The sequence below is a fragment of the Streptomyces sp. NPDC051963 genome (assembly GCF_044593495.1).
Classification (GTDB): Bacteria; Actinomycetota; Actinomycetes; order Streptomycetales; family Streptomycetaceae; genus Streptomyces.
This window is the reverse complement of record NZ_JBIUCC010000004.1, coordinates 787,993-807,368: the sequence shown is the minus strand read 5'-3', so window position 1 is coordinate 807,368 and position 19,376 is coordinate 787,993. Positions and strand designations below refer to the sequence as shown.

Genomic DNA, 19,376 nt, shown 5'->3' with positions numbered 1-19,376 from the left:
TGGGCATGCACTCAAGCAACGGTCGCCCCGGTGAAGGCGGGGGTGGACCCGAGAGTACGGCCGAGCGGTACGACGGTCGTGCAGCGGACTTCTCCCAGACGCCCGGAAGCGTGCGGTACGACGATCCCTGGTACGACGCGCTCGCCTCCGGCTGGGGTGAGTCGGGCGGTGCCGACGTACCCGTTTCCGCAGTTCCGCCCACGCGTGAGGAGCGTGAGCGGAAGGCGGCGGCCGATGTGTACCTCGAGGTGCAGCGGAGTGCGGCCTTCCAGGAGGTGCGCAGTCGGTACCGGCGGTTCGTGATACCGGCGTTCGCCGGATTCTTCGCCTGGTATGTGGGGTACGTCGTGACGGCCACGACCGCTCCGGGGCTGATGGCCCGGCCCGTGGCGGGCGCGGTGAACGTGGCGATGGTCGCAGGGCTGGGGCAGTTCCTCACCACGTTTGTGCTCACCTGGGCGTACGTCCGGCATGCGCGGCTGCGCAGGGACCGGGCCGCGCTCGAACTGCGCTGGGACACCCAGGAACTGACGCGCGGCGCCCGAGGCGGTGCTTCGTGACGGACAACCATCAGACGCTTGCGCTGCTCCTGTTCAGCGCGTTCGTCGCCGTCACCTTGGGCATCACGACGTGGGTGAGCGGCAAACGGCACGGTTCGGCGGAGGAGTTCTACGCGGGCGGGCGGCTCTTTTCTCCGATGGAGAATGGTTTTGCCATCGCGGGCGACTACATGTCGGCCGCTTCCTTCCTCGGCATCTCCGGGCTCATCGCCCTCTACGGCTACGACGGGATGCTCTACTCGGTGGGCTTCCTGGTGGCCTGGCTCGTGGTGCTGTTTCTCGTCGCCGAACTGGTCCGCAACTGCGGGAGGTTCACGCTCGCCGACGTGGTCGCGGCGCGGATGAGCGAGCGGCCGGTGCGGATCGCGGCGGGAACCTCCTCGGTCACCGTGTCCGTTCTGTATCTGGTGGCGCAGATGGTCGGTGCGGGCAGTCTGGTCGCACTGCTGCTGGGCGGCACCAGCGAGGCGGCGCAGGCCTGGACGGTCATCGGTGTCGGCGCGCTGATGGTGATCTATGTGTCGTTGGGCGGGATGCGGGCCACCACCTGGATCCAGATCGTGAAGGCGGTTCTGCTGCTCAGCGGCACCATTGCGCTGACCGTGCTCGTACTGACGCGTTTCCACGGCGACTTCGACAGGCTGCTGCTGACGGCAGCGGAACGCAGTGGTCATGGTGAATCGTTCCTGGTGCCCGGGCTGAAGTACGGCGGCGACTGGACCGCTCGTTTCGACTTCATCAGCCTCGGACTCGCCCTGGTGCTGGGCACGGCGGGGCTGCCGCACATCCTGTCCCGCTTCTACACCGTGCCGACCGCGCGAGCCGCACGGCGTTCGGTGGTCTGGGCGATCGGACTCATCGGCGGCTTCTACCTGATGACGATCGTCCTGGGCTTCGGCGCGGCAGCGATCGTCGGTCCGGATGCCGTACGCGGGTCGAACGCGGCCGGGAACACGGCGGTTCCGCTGCTCGCGCTCGATCTGGGCGGCGGTGCCGACTCCACTGGCGGAACGGTTCTGTTCGCGATGGTCGCCGCCGTCGCGTTCGCCACGATCCTCGCGGTGGTCGCCGGCATCACCCTCGCGTCCTCGGCGTCAGTGGCCCATGACCTCTACGCGTCCCTGCGACGCCGGCACGCCAAGCCGCGCAGCGAGGTGGCCGTCGCCCGTGTTGCCGCCGTCGGTATCGGCGTGGTCGCCATCGCCCTCGGCCTGCTGGCCCGCGACCTCAACGTCGCCTTCCTGGTGGGGCTCGCCTTCGCCGTAGCCGCCTCGGCCAACCTGCCGGTGCTGCTCTACTCGCTGTTCTGGCGCGGCTTCACCACGCGCGGCGCGGTATGGGCCGTATACGGCGGGCTGATCCCTGCCCTGGTCCTCGTGGTGCTGTCGCCGGTGGTGTCGGGCAGCCCTGACTCGCTGTTCCCCGGTGTCGACTTCCAGTTCTTCCCGTTGCAGAACCCCGGCCTGGTCTCCATCCCGCTGGGCTTCGTCGCGGGCTGGCTCGGCACCGTCACGTCGGCAGAGGAACCGGACGAGGCCAAGCACGCGGAGGCCGAGGTGCGGTCGCTGACCGGGGCGGGAGCGGTGTAAGCGGTGCCACGGAGACGGGGGCGCCCGGCATCCGTATGAGAGGGCGACACGGTCCCTTCCCCCGCCCCCACCCGGGCCGTGTCCTCAGGCGCGGGTCGCCCACACGTAACGGTGTTCCGGGCGGCCCGCGTCGCCGTACTTGAGGGTGAGGCGAGCCCGTCCGGTGCGTTCCAGGAGCTTGAGATAGCGCTGGGCGGTCTGCCGGCTCACCCCGGTCCGCTCGGCGATCTCCTGGGCCGACAGCGGGCCGTCGGCGTTCATCAGGGACCGGCGGACGAGCTCCGCGGTCGTGGGGGAGTGCCCTTTGGGCAGGTCGGGCTCGGTCTGTGCCGACAGCGCGCCGAAGATACGGTCCACCTCGGCCTGCTCCGCCTCGCCCCCGCCGTCGAGGGTGCGGCGCAGCTCCGCATACGCCTCCAGCTTGGCCCGCAGCCCCGCGAAGGCGAACGGCTTGACCAGGTACTGGAGCGCGCCGTGCCGCATCGCCGCCTGCACGGTCGTCACGTCCCGGGCCGCCGTCACCATGATCACGTCGGTCTGATGGCCGCGGCGGCGCATCTCCTGGACGACCGCAAGACCCGTCTCGTCGGGCAGATAGTGGTCCAGGAGGACGAGGTCCAGCCGAGGCAGCAACTCCACCTGGCGCAGCGCCTCCTCCGCGCTGTGCGCCTCGCCGGCCACATGGAAGCCCGGCACCTTCTCGACGTAGGCGGCGTTCACCCGGGCGACCCGGATGTCGTCGTCCACGACCAGGACCTCGATCATCGCGACTCCTCCTTGGCGACGCTCGTCGGCGCCGACGGGACCGTGAGCGCCGGTTCGAGGTCGGGCTGGGCCAGCGCCTCGGGCAGGATGACGGTGAACTCCGCACCCCCGCCGTGCGCCTCGCCGACGGTCGCGCTGCCACCCTGCCGCTCGGCCAGCCTGCGCACCAGGGACAGTCCGATCCCGCGCTTGCCGTGCGCCGGCGGCCTCTTGGTGGACCATCCCTCGGTGAAGACCAACTCCCGCTGCTCGGCCGGGATTCCGGGGCCGGTGTCGCGCACCCTGAGGACGACGGTCCGCCCCTCGGCGCGCAATTCGACCTCCACGCGCGCGTGCGTCGTGCCCGCGACGGCGTCGAGAGCGTTGTCGACCAGGTTGCCGACGACCGTGACGAGCCCACGGGGATCGACCAGCCGGTCGGGGAGCCGCGTGCGGTCCGATATTCGCAGGGCGACCGCGCGCTCCGCGGCGACGGTGGCCTTGCCGACCAGCAGCGCGGCGAGCAAGGGATCCTCGATCTTCTCCGTGACCTGTTCGGACGTCGCCCGGTGATCGCCGACGACCTCACCCACGAAGTCCACGGCGTCGTCGTACATCTCCAGTTCGAGCAGTCCCAGGAGCGTGTGCATGCGGTTGGCGTGCTCGTGGTCCTGGGCGCGCAGGGCGTCGATCAGACCGCGCGTCGAGTCGAGTTCCCGGCCCAGCTGCTCCAGCTCGGTGCGGTCGCGCAGGGTGGCGACGGCACCGCCGTCGTCGGTGGGCATCCGGTTGGCGATCAGGACGCGCTGGCCGCGCACCGTGAGCAGATCGGTGCCCGTGACCCGCCCGGCCAGGACATCGGCCGTACGCCCCTCGCCGAGCGCCTCGTCGGGGGAGCGGCCGACAGCCTCCTCGCCGATGCCCAGCAGGCGCTGCGCCTCGTCGTTGAGGAGACGGACACGTCCCGCGCGGTCCAGGGCGACGACACCCTCCCGGATGCCGTGCAGCATCGCCTCACGCTCCGCGAGCAGTCCGGAGATGTCGGAGAAGGCCAGGTCCCGGGTCTGCCGCTGGACCCGCCGGGAGATGAACCAGGCCGCCAGCGCACCGACGGCCAGGGCTCCGCCCGCGTACGCCAGCAGCTCCGGGATCGCGTGGATCAGCAGGGCCCGGACGCTGTCGTAGGCGATCCCGACCGAGACGGCCCCGACGATCTCCCCGTCGCCGTCGCGCAGCGGCACCTTGCCGCGCGCGGAGCGGCCCAGGGTGCCCTCGTCGATCTCCATGACCTCCTGGCCGGCGAGCGCGTCGCTGGGGTCGGTCGAGACATGCCTGCCGATCTCCGCCGGCTCGGTGTGCGACCAGCGCACACCCCGCGTGTCCATCACCACGATGTACTCGGCCCTGGTGGCCTTGCGGATCTTCTCCGCCTCCCGCTGGACCGGCCCGCCGACCGTCGGAGGAGTGTTCTCGACCTCGTCCGCGAGCTGCGGCTGGGCCGCGGTGGTCTGCGCGATCGAGAGCGCCCGGCGCATCGCCTGGTCGTCCAGCTGATCGCTGAGCGGCGCGAGGAACAGCCCGGTCGCGAGTACCGCGACGCCCGCGGCGATCGCCACCTGCATCAGCAGCACCTGCGAGAACACCCGGCGCGGCAGACCGAGCCGCAGACGGCGTGCGGGAGGAGTGGAGCTCATATCCATGACGTTACGCGGGCGTGCCGCAGCAGCCGTAGGGGTGTGGCATGGATCTCTTGATCAACGCATGGACAGGCGATGGCGCGGGTCAGCTCGCGAGCGCCGTCGGCGTCAGCTCGCGCACCGCCACGACGTCCATTCGCGCGGGTGAGCCGAGCACCGACGCGCCGCAGCTCTCCGCGCGGGGCGGCAGGGACGCGCCCTGGGCCACGACCACGCGCCAGTGACGCCCGTCCACGTGCGCGACGGTCACCTCCCAGCGGGGTGCCGCGCCGTCCGTGTGCACGACCGTCAGAGCGTCCGCGGCGTACTCGTACGCCGCCATGCGCACGGCGAGCTCGGCCGCCTGAGCGGGCCGCGCCCAGGCCGAGCTGCCCCGACACCCCTCCAGGACGATCCGCCCCTCCTGGACGCCGTGCAGGATCTCCTTGACCGCGTGGGCGTCCGACCTGCCGTACGCGTAGCCGTACGGCAGGACGAGCAGCGTCGGCGAGAAGCGGTGACCACCCAGATGGGTGACCTCCCAGACTCCTTCGACCCCGGAGGCGGCGAGCTCGGCCGCCAAAGGCCGGCCGAGGAGCGCGCAGCAGCGGTCGCGCTTGCCGTTGGTGCACACGAGCGCGAGCGGATCACCGGTGTGGGGGCGCCCGCCGAGTGCCGTACCGAAACTGCGGTGGTCGCCCCTGCCGAGCGCGGCGAAGTCGAGGTCGAGCAGGCATTGCGGGTCGCGGACGGTGGCACCGTGCAGCCACACGTTGCCGGGCACGGTGTGAGCCGCGTACACATGACGCTCGGTGGGGGTGCCGAGGTCGGCGTGGCGCCCGGGGCGCCGGATGAGTGCGATGCGTACGCCCGTGCCCTCGGCGGCGGCCTCCAGGGCGCGGCCCAGCGCGGGATCCAGGTGGCTCGAAGTGAGCGCTTTGGCACCCCAGGGACCGGGCTGTTCCAGCAGCAGCCACGTCGTCGCGGTCGCCGCTGTTCCCGAAATGGGCTCGTCGAGGTCTCGAGAGACGCTTGCACACGTACTCACAGAGGTGAGCCTAACCTGACTTGGGACAGGGCGACTTCCGGCCCGCTCGTCCCCTACTCGGGCAGGGGTTGAGGCGGCCTCGGCCCCTCGTAGAGTCCGCTCGGGCGCATACGCAGCGGGCGCTCGCCGTACTCCTCCAGGGCGTGGGCGATCCAGCCCGCCGTTCGGGCCACCGCGAAGATCGTCTCGCCCGCCGTGGAGGGCATGCCGCTGGATGCGGTGAACACGGCGAGTGCCAGGTCGACGTTGGCGTGCAGCGGGGTGTGGCGGGCGGTGGTGGCCACGATGTCGCGGGCCGCGGCGAGGGCGGGAGCGGCTCTGGGGATCTCCCCGAGAAGGGCGAACAGCGCACGCGCGCGTGGGTCCTCGCCGGCGTAGAGCCGGTGGCCGAGTCCCGCGATACGGCGTCCGGAACGGAGTTCGTCCGCGATGACGGGCCCGGCGTCGCCCTGGTCGAGCACGTCCAGCAGCAGCCGGTGGGCGAGTCCGCTCGCGGCGCCGTGCAAGGGGCCCTCGAGGACTCCGAGGCCCGCGGAGACGGCTGCGTAGGCGTGTGCGCGGGCCGATGCGGCGACGCGCACCGCGAGCGTGGAAGCGGCCAGGTCGTGGTCGACGAGCAGCCCGAGCGCGGTGTCCAGGACGCGCAGCGAGGCCTCGTCGGCCTGCCGTCCGCTCAGCCGCGCCCACAGCCGGTGGGCCAGCGGGCCCTCGTCGCGGTGACCGGGGTGGATCGGCGGCAGCGCGGCGACGAGCGTGGGGATGAGGATGCGGGCGGTGCCGAGCACGGCCTCATCGGACAGGTCGAAGCGCAGCGGATCCGCCGTCGCGGCGGCGATCGCTGCGACCCGCAACCGGTCGGTCGGGTCGGTGTGTTCGGGCAGGGCGGCGACGGCGCGGCGGGCGACGGCGACGGATGCCTCGGGGGCGGTGAACGCGGTGCCGTGGCGCATCCGCCCGGTCCACAGCCACTCGGCGACCTCTTCGTAGGAGTGGCGTGCAGTCAGCTCCGTCGCGTCGACGCCCCGGTAGTAGTACCGGTCCGTGTCGATGAGCGTGATGCGAGTGCGCACGGACAGCTCGCCGCCCGACGCCGAACTCCCGCCGCCCGCCCTTCTGTTGCGCCGTGCGAGAGCCTCGACCTCCTTCGCGTCGAAGGTGCTGCTCCGGCTGCCCGGCACCCGTCGGCTGCTGAGCTGACCGCGGCTCACGTAGGCGTACACGGTCTCGGGCTTCACGCCCAGCAGCTCCGCGGCCTCCTTGGTGCTCAGCCGCCGTTCGGAGCGACTGGGGACGGGTTCTTGATCGCGCATGGAGGTCACCGTATCCGTATCGCAGAACCATGGATCGGAGGTTGATTCAATCAATATTGACAGAGGTTGAGTCAAGAGTGGACAGTCAGATCAAGTTCAGGGAGGAAATCATGCTCGTCAACAGGTCCGCAGCCGCTCTTGTCGACGTACCCCGGGGGCTCGCCGGTGTCGTCGTGACCGACACCGAGATCGGCGACGTCCGGGGGCTCGAGGGCTTCTACCACTACCGCCAGTACTCGGCCGTCGAGCTCGCGCAGACCCGGAGCTTCGAGGACGTCTGGTATCTCCTGGTCCACGGTGAGATCCCCGATGCCGAGCGCGCTGCCGCGTTCGGCGCAGAGACCGCTGCCCTGCGCCGGCTGCCCGACGAGGTGCGTGCGGTGCTGCCCGCCATCGCGGCGGCGAGCGCACGGTCCGGGCCGCTCGCCGGGATGCGTACGGCACTGTCGCTGCTGGGGGCGGTCAAGGGCTTCCGGCCGGTGTACGACATCGACGCGGACCGGCGTCGCCAGGACACCCTCCTCGCGGCCGCCGCCGTACCGACGCTGCTGACCGCGCTGTACCGGCTGGGGCAGGGGCTCGAGCCGGTGGAGCCGCGCGAGGACCTCTCGTACGCGGCCAACTACCTCTACATGCTGACGGGTTCGGAGGACCCGCAGCGGACGCGGGCGATCGAGCATTACTTGATCTCAACCATTGATCACGGCTTCAATGCGTCAACCTTTACGGCGCGCGTCATCACATCAACGGGAGCGGATGTGGCCGCCTGCCTCGTGGGAGCCGTGGGCGCGTTGTCCGGCCCGCTGCACGGCGGGGCGCCCAGCCGTGCGCTCGACACCCTGGACGCCATCGGCACGCCCGAACACATCGACTCCTGGATCCGCGAGCGCGTCCTTGCCGGCGACCGCATCATGGGCTTCGGGCACCCGATCTACCGCACGGAGGACCCCCGATCCCGGATGCTCCGCGAGATCGCCCAGCGCTTCGGCGGCCCGCGTGTCGACTTCGCCGTCGAGGTCGAGCGCCGAGTCGAGGCGATCCTCGCCGAGCTGAAGCCGGGGCGCGAACTCCACACGAACGTCGAGTTCTACGCGGGTGTGGTGATGGAAATCTGCGGTCTGCCCCGCGAGATGTTCACGCCGACGTTCGCGGCGGCACGGGTGGTGGGCTGGAGCGCCAACATCCTGGAACAGGCGGAGGACTCGAAGATCATTCGGCCGGTGGCGCGGTATGTGGGGCCGGAGGCGCCGACGGCGGTGCCGAAGGCGGCCTGACGTGCGTGAGGGCCCGGCGTCGGGGGGACGCCGGGCCCGGGTCTGCCGCCGACCGTCAGGCGGCCGTCAACCTGATCGGGTGGGATCTACCTGCGGAACACGTTGATGGTCACGGTGGCCGCGGCATCCCCGACGAACACGCTGCCACCGAAAGCCGCCACCGAGGTGACGTGCTCTGTCTGGCCTGTGACGATCAGCAGGATGATGCCGATGGCCGCGAGCAGGGCGACGATGCCGGGCAGCAGATGAAAGATCGGCGTCGGTGATCGCTGCTCCGGTGGCCGGCCTGCGGTACCGTCGTGCGGCGTCGGGTTGGACATGCCTGCTCCTGAACTGTGAGTTCTTGGTGGTTCGGCCCGACTACGGGGGGCCCTCTGCGCGCTACTCGTCGCTCGCCAAAGTCATCGAGTGCCGCGATTCAAGGGGGCTCCCCTTGTGTGCCGTGGGGAACTGCGCTGCGGCATCCAGGTGGGTTGTGCCGCAGTGGGAGCGAACCGCCCGACTCAGTTGTCGTGGCCCGCGGATGAAGTCTTCCGTGGAGATGATGGCTGTTGGCCGCACGTCCACGGCGTGCCCCGATCCGTGCGGGGTGCGCAGCGGATCCGGGACGCTTCTGCTATGCGTCGGGGATGTCGCTCTTCGCGCGAATGAGTGTCTCGCGGCTGATGACCACGATGCGTTCGTAGTCGGCGCGGGAGGCGTCGGCGGGTAGCTCACGCTCAAGCGTTTCGGTGGCCTCGGTGCCGATCACGGCAAAGTTGCCGTCACTCAGCTCGAACAGGTCCGGGCAGTTGGCGCCTGAGGCGCTGCCGCGGGCAGTTGGGGGCACACCGATGCGGCGCACGATCTTCAAGGGACTACCGATCCTTACGAAGGTTCTGGGCGGGTGGTCGGCAGCACGTTACTGGTGTTCCTGGGGAGGTGCGGGAAAAGTCACTCGGCTCGTGTCGGTGCGTTGACCGGCTTTGCCCGGTGACATGGATGATCAAGCTGGTGGTGGGTTGCCCACCACCCACCACTCGTCCGTGTCAGCCTCGTCGAGGTCCTTGATCAGATCGTCGACCATGCGCCCGAGCCGGGCCTCGTCGGACGAGTCCTTCAAGGTCGCTCGTTGACCCTTCGAGGCCTCCCAGTACTCACGCATCAGGGGGTTCTGGAAGAGCTCGCGTGCATGCCCGTAGAACGCCTTCTCGTCCAGGATCCCTGCCCGATAGAGGTGGTAGAGGTTGACGTACCAGGCATTGGCATAGAAGTACTGTCGCCGCCTCTCCGCCGGAATGTCCGGGGCATAGGTGTCGATCACAGCGGCCAGCGAAGGGTCGTCGATCGCCCTCGACAACAACTCCCAATGCATGCGCTGCTGGTGAGCCAGGGCGCTGCGCCGAGAGGCGAGTTCGTCGAGTTCCAGGCGCCTGACCTGAAGCTGCTCCGCTTCGAGGCGTCGCTGGTGTGCGGCCAGCATCGTCCCCGCGGTGGCGAGTATCAGACCGGAAGCAGCGGAGACCAGACCCACCGCGGTGATTTTCCATGTGGTCATGCCAAAACCCCCGAATCAGGCGGCCGTCCGCCGGTCGTCGGGTGCGGGTCGACTGATGGGGACCGGCGAGCGATGGGCGGCGCTTGCCGCCTCCAGGGTGCCGAGCGGCTCTGGTCGGCGGGGAGGCGGAGAGGAGGCGCATGGAGGGAAGCGAGGGTCGCACACTCCGGCGCCTTGCCCAACGTCTGCCCCCCAAATGCTGCTAACAATCGTTCACTTCACCGCGATTCCTGTGGTCGGCATCATGGTTCGGCATTCCGCGTTCGGGCGGGTGCCGGGGTCCTGAGCCGGTGTGCGCGTCGGCGTGCGGGAGGGCGCACCGTGGTCCCGGGCCGCTGTGGTTCACCGGACCCCGTTGTGTCGTCCCGGCGCCGTTCCTGAACGAATGCGGCCGTTCGATACCCCGCACACGGTGACCTGGGCAGTTTTGTCAGGCTCTTGACAAATTGGTCGGGTCTCGTCAGCATGCAACTCGCCCGCAGAAGCTCGCAATTCTGCTCTCAAATATCGCAAGAACCCCGCTTCCGCACCCCTCGAAGCGCCCGCAAGTCCCCGAAGCACGGCAGAAGCACGGCAAAAGCACGGCTGATTCGCGACTGAAGCACGACTGAAGCACGCGGCAAGCGCGGCCGGCGCGCGCCTTGCCTGACATCCCCCACCGTCAGGAAGGAAAGCCCCTTCATGTCTCAGCGCCTTCGCGCAGGGCTCAGATGGCTCACCGCCCTCGCGCTCCTCGTGGCCGGAACGGCGGCGGCCGCCCCGCCGGCAGCCGCCGCGGTCAACGCCCCGGCGGACATCCCGGCCGCCGACTACCAGCAGGTCCAACTCGCCACCGGTGCCGCGGAACTGGGCGAGCCGATGTCGCTGACCGTGCTGCCCGACCGGTCCGTCCTGCACACCGCCCGCGACGGCACGATCCGGTACACCGATCCGGCGGGCAACACCAAGGTGGCCGGCAAGCTCAACGTCTACACACACGACGAAGAGGGCTTGCAGGGAATCGCCGCCGACCCCGGCTTCGCCGGCAACCGGTATGTCTACGCCTACTACTCGCCGACGCTGAACACCCCGGCAGGCGACGCCCCCGTCACCGGGTCCGCCGCCGACTTCGAGCCCTGGAAGGGCCACCTCAACCTGTCGCGGTTCACGCTGAAGGCCGACAACACCCTCGACCTGGCGAGCGAGAAGGTCGTACTCGAAGTGCCCAACGACCGCGGACAGTGCTGCCACGTCGGCGGTGACATCGACTTCGACGCGGCCGGAAACCTGTATCTGACCACGGGCGACGACACCAACCCGTTCGACTCCGCCGGGTACGCGCCGATCGACGAACGCACCGACCGCAACCCGCAGTTCGACGCCCAGCGCAGCTCCGGCAACACCAATGACCTGCGCGGCAAACTGCTGCGGATCAAGCCCACCGCCGCCGGCGGGTACACGGTCCCGTCCGGCAACCTCTTCGCCGCGGGCACCGCCAACACCCGGCCGGAGATCTACGCGATGGGCTTCCGCAACCCGTTCCGGATGTCCGTCGACCGGGCCACCGGAGTGGTCTACCTCGGCGACTACGGCCCCGATGCCGGCACCACCGACGCGGGCCGCGGCCCCGGCGGCCAGGTCGAGTTCAACCGCATCACCGCACCGGGCAACTTCGGCTGGCCGTACTGCACCGGCACGAACACCACCAACGAGATCTACAACGAGTACACCTTCCCCAGCGGCCCGTCCGGCGCCAAGTACGACTGTGCGGGCGGCCCGGCCAACAACTCCTTCCGCAACTCCGGCCAGGCCAAGCTGCCGCCGGTCAAGTCCAGCTGGATCAAGTACGGACTGGACGGTTCGCCGCCCGAGTTCGGCACCGGCTCGGAGTCCCCGATGGGCGGCGAGGTCTACCGCTACGACCCGAACCTGAACTCGGCGGTGAAGTTCCCGCAGTCCCTCGACGGCCGCTACTTCGCCGGTGAGTACGGACGCCAGTGGATCAAGTCCGTCGAGGTCAAGAGCGACGGCTCGTACGGGACGATCGAGGACTTCCCCTGGAACGGCACGCAGGTCATGGACACCGACTTCGGCCCCGACGGGGCGCTGTACGTCCTGGACTACGGCACCGGAAGCAACAACCAGGCGCTGTACCGCATCGAGTACATCGCGGGCAGCAACCGCAACCCCGTCGCCAAGGCGGCCGCCGACAAGACCTCCGGCACACTGCCGCTGGCCGTGAAGTTCTCCTCCGCGGGCAGCTCCGACCCCGAGGGGCAGGCCCTGTCGTACTCATGGAACTTCGGTGACGGCGCCACCTCCACCGAGGCCAACCCCAGCCACACGTACACCACGAAGGGGACGTACACCCCGACCCTGACCGTCAAGGACCCCGAAGGCCTCACCGGTACGGCCAGTCTGGTCGTCACCGCAGGCAACACCGCGCCGACCGTCACCCTGCAACAGCCCACCGACGGGAAGCTGTTCTCCTTCGGTGACACCGTGCCCTTCACGGTCCAGGTCAGCGACCCCGAGGACGGCACGGTCGACTGCTCCAAGGTGAAGGTCACCTATCTGCTCGGCCACGACAGCCACACCCACGCCATCACCTCGGCGAACGGCTGCAACGGGTCGATCGCCGTGCCTCAGGACGGTGAACACGACAGCGCCGCCAACCTCTACGGAGTCTTCGACGCCGAGTACACCGACGCCGACGGACTGACCACGCACTCCGTACGCACCCTCCAGCCGCGACACCGGCAGGCCGAGCACTTCAGCGCCCAGTCCGGCATCGAGATCGCCGGTCACGGCACCGCCGAAGGCGGCAACACGGTCGGCTTCACCGACGACGGCGACTGGATCTCCTTCCAGCCCTACACGCTGGGCAACGCGACGAAGTTCACCGCCAGGGTCGCCTCCGCCGGCGCCGGCGGCACCATCGAGGTGCGGGCCGGGTCCACGACCGGGACGCTGCTCGGCACGGCCACGGTCCCGGTGACCGGCGGCTGGGAGACGTACACCGACGTCACGGCCAACCTGACCGGCGCGCCGTCCGGTGCCACACAGCTGTTCCTCGTCTTCCACGGTCCGACCGGCAACGGCAACCTCTTCGACGTCGACGCCTTCACCTTCACGACGGCCGACACCGCCGGCGCGACCCACGAAGGGGAGTCGTACACATCGGGGTCGGGGGTCCAGGCGGCTGCCCATGCGTCGGCCAGTGGTGGGAACACGCTGGGTTATATCGAGAACGGTGACTGGGCGGGTTATTCGTCGGTGTCGACGGCGGGTGCCACGTCGTTCTCGGCGAAGGTGTCGTCGGCGGGTGCGGGCGGGACGATCGAGGTTCGTTCGGGTTCGGCGACGGGTACGTTGCTCGGTTCGGTGAGTGTGCCGGTGACCGGTGGCTGGGAGACGTTCACGACGGTGAACACGGCGTTGACCGCTGCCGCTTCCGGGCCGTTGTTCCTGCGTTTCACCGGCGGTTCGGGCTCCCTCTTCGACATCGACACCTTCACACTCACCGCCACGGCACGAAAGGGCTGAGGACCATGAGAACTCTGCTCCGACGGCTGCGCCGCGCGCCGGCTGCTGTGGCGCTGGCACTGACCTGCGGACTCGCCGCACCGATCCAGGCGGCGGAGGCCGCCCCCGAGCAGCAGGCCGCGTCCTACGACGTCCTGGTGTTCTCCAAGACCGCCGGATTCCGGCACGACGCGATCCCGGCCGGCATCAGCGCCCTGCAGACGCTGGGTCAGCAGAACGACTTCGCTGTCACAGCCACCGAGGACGCGGGCGTCTTCACCGCCGCGAACCTCGCCACGTACGAGACGGTGGTGTTCCTCAACACCACCGGTGACGTCCTGAACGACAGCCAGCAGACCGCCCTCCAGTCGTACGTCGACAACGGCGGCGGATACCTCGGCGTGCACGCGGCCGCCGACACCGAGTACAGCTGGCCGTACTACGGGCAGCTGGTGGGCGCCTGGTTCAAGAGCCACCCCGCGATCCAGCAGGCCGTCGTCAAGAACGAGGACCGGACCCACCCGGCGACCGCGCACCTGGGCGCGACCTGGACGCGCACCGACGAGTGGTACAACTACCAGACCAACCCCCGCTCCAGGGTCCACGTGCTGCAGAGCCTGGACGAATCCACCTACAGCGGTGGGGAGATGGGCGGGGACCACCCCATCACCTGGTGCCACAGCCAGGGCCAGGGCCGCTCCTTCTACACCGGGCTCGGCCACACCATCGAGTCCTACAGCGACCCGGCCTTCCGCTCCCTGCTGCTCGGCGGTGTGCGGTACGCGGCCGGACAGGCACCCGGCAACTGCGCCCCACCCGCGGGCACCGGCCAGGTGGAGGCCGAGTCGTACACGTCGGGGTCGGGGGTCCAGATAGCTGCCCATGCGGCGGCCAGTGGTGGGAACACGCTGGGTTATATCGAGAACGGTGACTGGGCGGGTTATTCGTCGGTGTCGACGGCGGGTGCCACGTCGTTCTCGGCGAAGGTGTCGTCGGCGGGTGCGGGCGGCACGATCGAGGTTCGTTCGGGTTCGGCGACGGGTACGTTGCTCGGTTCGGTGAGTGTGCCGGTCACCGGTGGTTGGGAGACGTTCACGACGGTGAACACGGCGTTGACCGCTGCCGCTTCGGGGCCGCTGTTCCTGCGTTTCACCGGCGGCTCCGGCTCCCTCTTCGACATCGACACCTTCACCCTCACCGCCACCCCGAGTGAGGTCACGCCGTCGCAGGACGTCCACCTCTTCTACTACCCCTGGTACGGCAGCCCCACGGTCAACGGCAGCTGGCGCCACTGGCAGCAGGGCAACCGCACCCCGCCCGACGACATCGGCGCCGACCTCTACCCGGCGCTCGGCCCGTACGACTCCGGTGACTTCGCCGGAGCGGTGGCCCAGCACATGAAGTGGGTCGCGCAGTCCGGGGCCGGCGTCATCGTCTACAGCTGGTGGGGACAGGGCAGTTACGAGGACAGGCTCGTCCAGGGAGTCCTCGACGCCGCCCAGAAGGAGGGCGTCAAGGTGGCCTGGCACCTGGAGCCGTACTCCGGACGAACCGCCTCCTCGACGGTCGCCGACATCAAGTACATCAACAACACCTACGGCAGCCATCCGGCCTTCTACCGGTCCGCCGACCACGGCGGGAAGAGCGCCTTCTACGTCTTCCAGAGCCTGGACATCACCGAATGGGCGCCGTTGGACCAGGTCATGGGCAGCAGCATCGTGCTCGCCCAGACCACCGACACCACGAAGATCGCGCACTTCTCCGGCCTGTACACCTACGACGGCATCGCCGGCGCCACCGCCCCGGGCTGGAAGCAGGCCGGGGACTACGCCCGCGCGAACAACCTCATCTGGTCCCCGTCCGTCGCCCCCGGCTACCTCGACGACCGCGCCGTGCCGGGCAACACGACACCCACCGTGGACCGCGCGAACGGCGCCGCCTACGACAGGCAGTGGAACAACGCCCTCGATCCCGCGATCGGCGGCTCACCGACCTGGGTGTCGGTGACCTCCTTCAACGAGTGGCACGAGGGCAGTTCGATCGAACCGGCCGACTCCACCCCGCCCGCCGGCCACGGCTACCTCACCTACGAGGGTGCCTACGGCAAGACGGGCGAGGCCGCCCAGACGGCCTACCTGGACCGCACCGCGTACTGGGTGAGCCGCTTCCAGGCCGCTCAGGCGGCCCTGAGCGACTGACGGCCGCCCCCGTCCACCAGGGCGTCCGGTCCGCACACGCCGGACCGGGCGCCCTTCGACCTGCGACGCGACATCGATGGAGGCGTCCGCGGATTTCACGGGCTCGTATCCTGGGCGGCGCATCTTTGTACCGCTCCCTGGATTTGTACAGCTCCCTGAAGAGGTCGCACGTTGGGTCACACGCCGAGTCCGCAGATCCCGCACAACATCCCGGTCGTCGTTCTCGCCGGATTCCTGGGCTCCGGCAAGACGACGCTGCTCAACCATCTGCTCCACCGCAGCGGCGGCAGCCGTATCGGTGCCATCGTCAATGACTTCGGCGCCGTCGAGATCGACGCGATGGCCGTGGCCGGCGCGCTCGGCGACTCCACCGTGTCCCTGGGCAACGGGTGTCTGTGCTGCGCCGTGGACGTGAGCGAACTCGACCTCTACCTCGACCGGCTCGCCAGGCCCTCCGCCGGTATCGACGTCATCGTCATCGAGGCCAGCGGTCTGGCCGAGCCGCAGGAGCTCGTGCGGATGGTGCTCGCCAGTGAGCATCCGGGGATCGTGTACGGCGGGCTGATCGAGGTCGTCGACGCCGTCGAGTTCGACGACACGCGCGCGAAGCACCCCGAGATCGACCGCCATCTCGCCCTCGCCGACCTGGTCGTCGTCAACAAGGTCGACCGGGCGCCCGACGGGGAGCGGGTCCTCGGGCTCGTCCGGTCCCTCGTCGAGAGCGCCGCCGTCGTCCCGGCCTCCTACGGGCGCATCGACCCGGAGTTCCTCTTCGACTGCCGTCCCGCGGGCGAGCGCATCGGGCAGCTCTCCTTCGACGACCTGCACGACCATGGCGGCGCCGACCATGCCGCCCATCTGCACTCGGCCTACGACAGCCTGTCCTTCACCTCCGAAGTTCCCCTGAATCCACGCCGGATGATGGAGTTCCTCGACAGCCGGCCCGAAGGGCTGTACCGGATCAAGGGGTACGTCGACTTCGGCCCCCACGACACGAACAACCGGTACGCCGTCCACGCTGTCGGACGGTTCCTCCGCTTCTATCCGGAATCCTGGGCGGGCACCGAAGCACGCGTGACCCAGCTCGTGCTCATCGGCGCCGGCATCGACGTCCCCGCGCTGCGCAAGGAGTTGGAGGCGTGCAAGGACGACGCCCCACACGCCGACGAGCACGGCATGTGGGGCGTCCTGCGCTACGTACAGGACCCCGAAGGGGATCTCGCGGAGCCCGGACTCTAGACCGGCCCGGCCACCACCGACACGGTCTTCGGCAGGGACACGCCCGAGCCGTCCCGGCGCGGGTCGATCTCCGGGAGGTCGACCGGCGTGCCGTTCTTCTGCGCGGCCCGCGCCGGGACCGGACCTGCCCAGGCCAGGGACAGACAGTCCTCGCCCTTGAGGAACCGCTGGCAGCGCACACCGCCGGTGGCTCGGCCCTTGCGCGGGTACTGGTCGAACGGCGTCAGCTTGGCCGTCGTCTGCACGGAGTCGTCCAGTGTGCCGCGCGAGCCGGCAACCGTGAACACCATCGCGTCGACCGCCGGATCGACCGCTGTGAACGAGATGACCTTGGCGCCCTCGGTGAGCTTGATGCCCGCCATACCGCCGGCCGGACGGCCCTGCGGACGGACCTGCGAGGCCTGGTAGCGCAGCAGCTGTGCGTCGTCCGTGATGAAGACCAGGTCCTCCTCGCCGGTGCGCAGCTCCACCGCGCCGACGATCCGGTCACCCTCCTTGAGGGTGATGACCTCCAACTCCTCCTTGTTGGACGGGTAGTCGGGGACCACCCGCTTGACCACGCCCTGCTCGGTGCCGAGAGCCAAGCCCGGGGACGACTCGTCGAGCGTGGCCAGGCACACCAGCGTCTCGTCGTCCTCCAGGGAGACGAACTCGGTCAGCGGGGCGCCGCCCGCGAGGTTGGGCGCGGACGCCGTGTCCGGGAGCTGCGGCAGATCGATCACGTTGATCCGCAGCAGCCGGCCGGCCGAGGTGACCGCGCCGATCTCACCACGGGCCGTGGCCGGCACCGCCGAGACGATCACGTCATGGTTGGTGCGCCGGGCGTCGGCGTCCTCCGGGAAGGGCTCGCCGTTCGCCGTACGCGCCAGCAGGCCCGTCGAGGACAGCAGCACCCGGCACGGGTCGTCCGCCACCTGGAGCGGAACGGCGGTCACCGCGGCGCCCCCCGACTCCAGCAGGACCGTACGCCGGTCGGTGCCGAACTTCTTGGACACCGCGGCCAGTTCGGCGGAGACCAACTTGCGCAGCTCCGCGTCCGACTCGAGGATCCGGGTCAGCTCCTCGATCTCCGCCTTGAGCCGGTCCTTCTCGGACTCCAGCTCGATCCGGTCGTACTTGGTGAGGCGGCGCAGCGGCGTGTCGAGGATGTACTGCGTCTGGATCTCGCTCAGCGAGAACCGCTCCATCAGGCGCTGCTTGGCCTGCGCGGAGTTGTCGCTGGAGCGGATCAGACGGATGACCTCGTCGATGTCCACCAGGGCGGTGAGCAGACCCTCGACCAGGTGCAGCCGGTCGCGCCGCTTGCCACGGCGGAACTCGCTGCGGCGCCGCACCACGTTGAAGCGGTGGTCGAGGTAGACCTCCAGGAGCTCCTTGAGGCCCAGCGTGAGGGGCTGCCCGTCGACCAGCGCCACGTTGTTGATGCCGAAGGACTCCTCCATCGGCGTCAGTTTGTAGAGCTGCTCCAGCACGGCCTCCGGCACGAAGCCGTTCTTGATCTCGATGACCAGGCGCAGTCCGTGCTGACGGTCGGTGAGGTCCTTGACGTCGGCGATGCCCTGAAGCTTCTTCGAGCCGACCAGGTCCTTGATCTTGGCGATCACCTTCTCCGGGCCGACCGTGAAGGGCAGTTCGGTGATGACGAGGCCCTTGCGGCGGGCGGTCACGTCCTCCACGGCGACCGTGGCGCGGATCTTGAAGGTGCCGCGGCCCGTCTCGTACGCGTCCCGGATGCCGGTCAGGCCGACGATCCGGCCGCCGGTGGGCAGGTCGGGGCCGGGGACGTGCCGCATCAGCGCTTCGAGATCGGCGCCCGGGTGCCGGATGAGGTGGCGGGCCGCCGCGATCACCTCGCGCAGGTTGTGCGGCGGCATGTTCGTGGCCATGCCGACCGCGATGCCCGAGGCGCCGTTGACCAGCAGGTTCGGGAAGGCGGCGGGCAGGGCCACCGGCTCCTGCTCCTGGCCGTCGTAGTTGGGAGTGAAGTCGACCGTGTCCTCGTCGATGGACTCCGTCATCAAGCCCGTGGCCTCGGCCATACGGCACTCGGTGTACCGCATGGCGGCGGGCGGGTCGTCGTTGCCCAGCGAGCCGAAGTTGCCGTGGCCGTCCACGAGGGGGACGCGCATCGAGAAGGGCTGGGCCATGCGCACCAGGGCGTCGTAGATCGACGCGTCGCCATGGGGGTGCAACTTACCCATGACCTCGCCGACGACGCGGGCGCACTTCACATAGCCGCGGTCGGGGCGGACGCCCATCTCGTTCATCTGGTAGACGATGCGGCGGTGCACCGGCTTGAGGCCGTCACGGGCGTCCGGCAGGGCTCGGGAGTAGATGACCGAGTACGCGTACTCGAGGAAGGAGCCCTGCATCTCGTCCACGACGTCGATGTCGAGGATCCGCTCCTCGTACGAGTCGTCGGGCGGCGGGGTCTTCGTGCTGCGGCGGGCCATCGCTGCCTGGCTCCTCTGTCTCCTGGTCGCTCGCCTTCGGGGCGCGCTCTTGCTGAAGCGTTAAGTGAATCTGATGCGGACCATTGTGGACCGCCCCACTGACAACGCGTACCAGGGCCCGACGTAAGCCGTCCCGCCCGGCGTTCGCAGGTGCCGTCAGCCTTCGGCGGGACAGCACGCCCGCAGGCTACGCGATCTCGCTCTGGGCGTACGTCGGCCGGGAACTTCGCCGCGCCTGCGCACG

Annotated in this window: 14 protein-coding genes; 6 read left to right on the top strand and 8 right to left on the bottom strand. The window is 69.6% G+C overall.

The genetic code is table 11. From position 1 onward, the window contains the following. The first annotated feature begins 5 nt into the window (after positions 1 to 5). Both ACIHFB_RS20245 and ACIHFB_RS20240 read left to right on the top strand, forming a co-directional pair. The gene (locus ACIHFB_RS20245; protein WP_365285350.1) at positions 6 to 560 is read left to right on the top strand and encodes a DUF485 domain-containing protein; all 555 of its coding nucleotides are present in this window, start codon (positions 6 to 8) and stop codon (positions 558 to 560) included. Beyond that, positions 557 to 2,149 (top strand): cation acetate symporter, encoded by a 1,593-nt coding sequence (locus ACIHFB_RS20240; protein WP_365285352.1) that lies wholly within the window; start codon positions 557 to 559, stop codon positions 2,147 to 2,149. Before ACIHFB_RS20245 ends, ACIHFB_RS20240 begins: the two co-directional genes overlap by 4 nt. An 84-nt stretch (positions 2,150 to 2,233) precedes the next feature. On the opposite strand, the gene ACIHFB_RS20235 is transcribed toward ACIHFB_RS20240, so the two are convergent. From ACIHFB_RS20235 to ACIHFB_RS20220, 4 genes are all read right to left on the bottom strand, one after another. Next, complete coding sequence (locus ACIHFB_RS20235) at positions 2,234 to 2,914, bottom strand: response regulator (protein WP_365285354.1); 681 nt, start codon at positions 2,912 to 2,914, stop codon at positions 2,234 to 2,236. Further along, positions 2,911 to 4,587: an ATP-binding protein gene (locus ACIHFB_RS20230; RefSeq protein ID WP_400127519.1), complete on the bottom strand. Its 1,677-nt coding sequence runs from the start codon at positions 4,585 to 4,587 to the stop codon at positions 2,911 to 2,913. The genes ACIHFB_RS20235 and ACIHFB_RS20230 overlap by 4 nt, the downstream gene beginning before the upstream one ends. Positions 4,588 to 4,675: 88 nt before the next feature. Then, a complete protein-coding gene (locus tag ACIHFB_RS20225) occupies positions 4,676 to 5,617 on the bottom strand; it encodes a sucrase ferredoxin (RefSeq protein WP_365285358.1) in 942 nt (313 codons plus the stop codon). 53 nt (positions 5,618 to 5,670) lie between these two features. Next, positions 5,671 to 6,927 carry a citrate synthase gene (locus ACIHFB_RS20220; protein ID WP_365285360.1) on the bottom strand — a complete coding sequence of 419 codons (1,257 nt, stop codon included), beginning with the start codon at positions 6,925 to 6,927 and terminating at the stop codon, positions 5,671 to 5,673. Between the two features lie 110 nt (positions 6,928 to 7,037). Between ACIHFB_RS20220 and ACIHFB_RS20215 the strand changes: the two genes are divergently transcribed. Then, the gene (locus ACIHFB_RS20215; RefSeq protein ID WP_400127518.1) at positions 7,038 to 8,201 is read left to right on the top strand and encodes a citrate synthase/methylcitrate synthase; all 1,164 of its coding nucleotides are present in this window, start codon (positions 7,038 to 7,040) and stop codon (positions 8,199 to 8,201) included. A gap of 86 nt (positions 8,202 to 8,287) precedes the next feature. Here the strand turns inward: ACIHFB_RS20215 and ACIHFB_RS20210 are convergent, their stop codons facing one another. The 3 genes from ACIHFB_RS20210 to ACIHFB_RS20200 all read right to left on the bottom strand — a co-directional run bounded on the left by ACIHFB_RS20210 (position 8,288) and on the right by ACIHFB_RS20200 (position 9,738). Then, positions 8,288 to 8,521 (bottom strand): hypothetical protein, encoded by a 234-nt coding sequence (locus ACIHFB_RS20210; RefSeq protein WP_400127517.1) that lies wholly within the window; start codon positions 8,519 to 8,521, stop codon positions 8,288 to 8,290. A gap of 296 nt (positions 8,522 to 8,817) precedes the next feature. Then, entirely contained in the window at positions 8,818 to 9,054 is a 237-nt protein-coding gene (locus ACIHFB_RS20205) for a hypothetical protein (protein WP_365285366.1), read from the bottom strand. A gap of 132 nt (positions 9,055 to 9,186) precedes the next feature. Further along, positions 9,187 to 9,738 carry a DUF6082 family protein gene (locus tag ACIHFB_RS20200; RefSeq protein WP_365285368.1) on the bottom strand — a complete coding sequence of 184 codons (552 nt, stop codon included), beginning with the start codon at positions 9,736 to 9,738 and terminating at the stop codon, positions 9,187 to 9,189. A 681-nt stretch (positions 9,739 to 10,419) separates the two neighbouring features. Here ACIHFB_RS20200 and ACIHFB_RS20195 point away from each other — a divergent pair. The 3 genes from ACIHFB_RS20195 (at position 10,420) to ACIHFB_RS20185 (ending at position 16,679) form a co-directional block, all read left to right on the top strand. Then, positions 10,420 to 13,263: a carbohydrate-binding protein gene (locus ACIHFB_RS20195; RefSeq protein WP_400127516.1), complete on the top strand. Its 2,844-nt coding sequence runs from the start codon at positions 10,420 to 10,422 to the stop codon at positions 13,261 to 13,263. Between the two features lie 5 nt (positions 13,264 to 13,268). Further along, positions 13,269 to 15,440, top strand: coding sequence for a ThuA domain-containing protein (locus ACIHFB_RS20190; protein WP_400127515.1), 2,172 nt, complete (start codon positions 13,269 to 13,271; stop codon positions 15,438 to 15,440). A 171-nt stretch (positions 15,441 to 15,611) separates the two neighbouring features. Further along, positions 15,612 to 16,679: a CobW family GTP-binding protein gene (locus ACIHFB_RS20185; protein ID WP_400127514.1), complete on the top strand. Its 1,068-nt coding sequence runs from the start codon at positions 15,612 to 15,614 to the stop codon at positions 16,677 to 16,679. Here ACIHFB_RS20185 and ACIHFB_RS20180 read toward each other — a convergent pair. Then, a complete protein-coding gene (locus tag ACIHFB_RS20180; protein ID WP_400127513.1) occupies positions 16,676 to 19,132 on the bottom strand; it encodes a DNA topoisomerase (ATP-hydrolyzing) subunit A in 2,457 nt (818 codons plus the stop codon). The genes ACIHFB_RS20185 and ACIHFB_RS20180 overlap by 4 nt on opposite strands. Positions 19,133 to 19,376 lie beyond the last annotated feature (244 nt).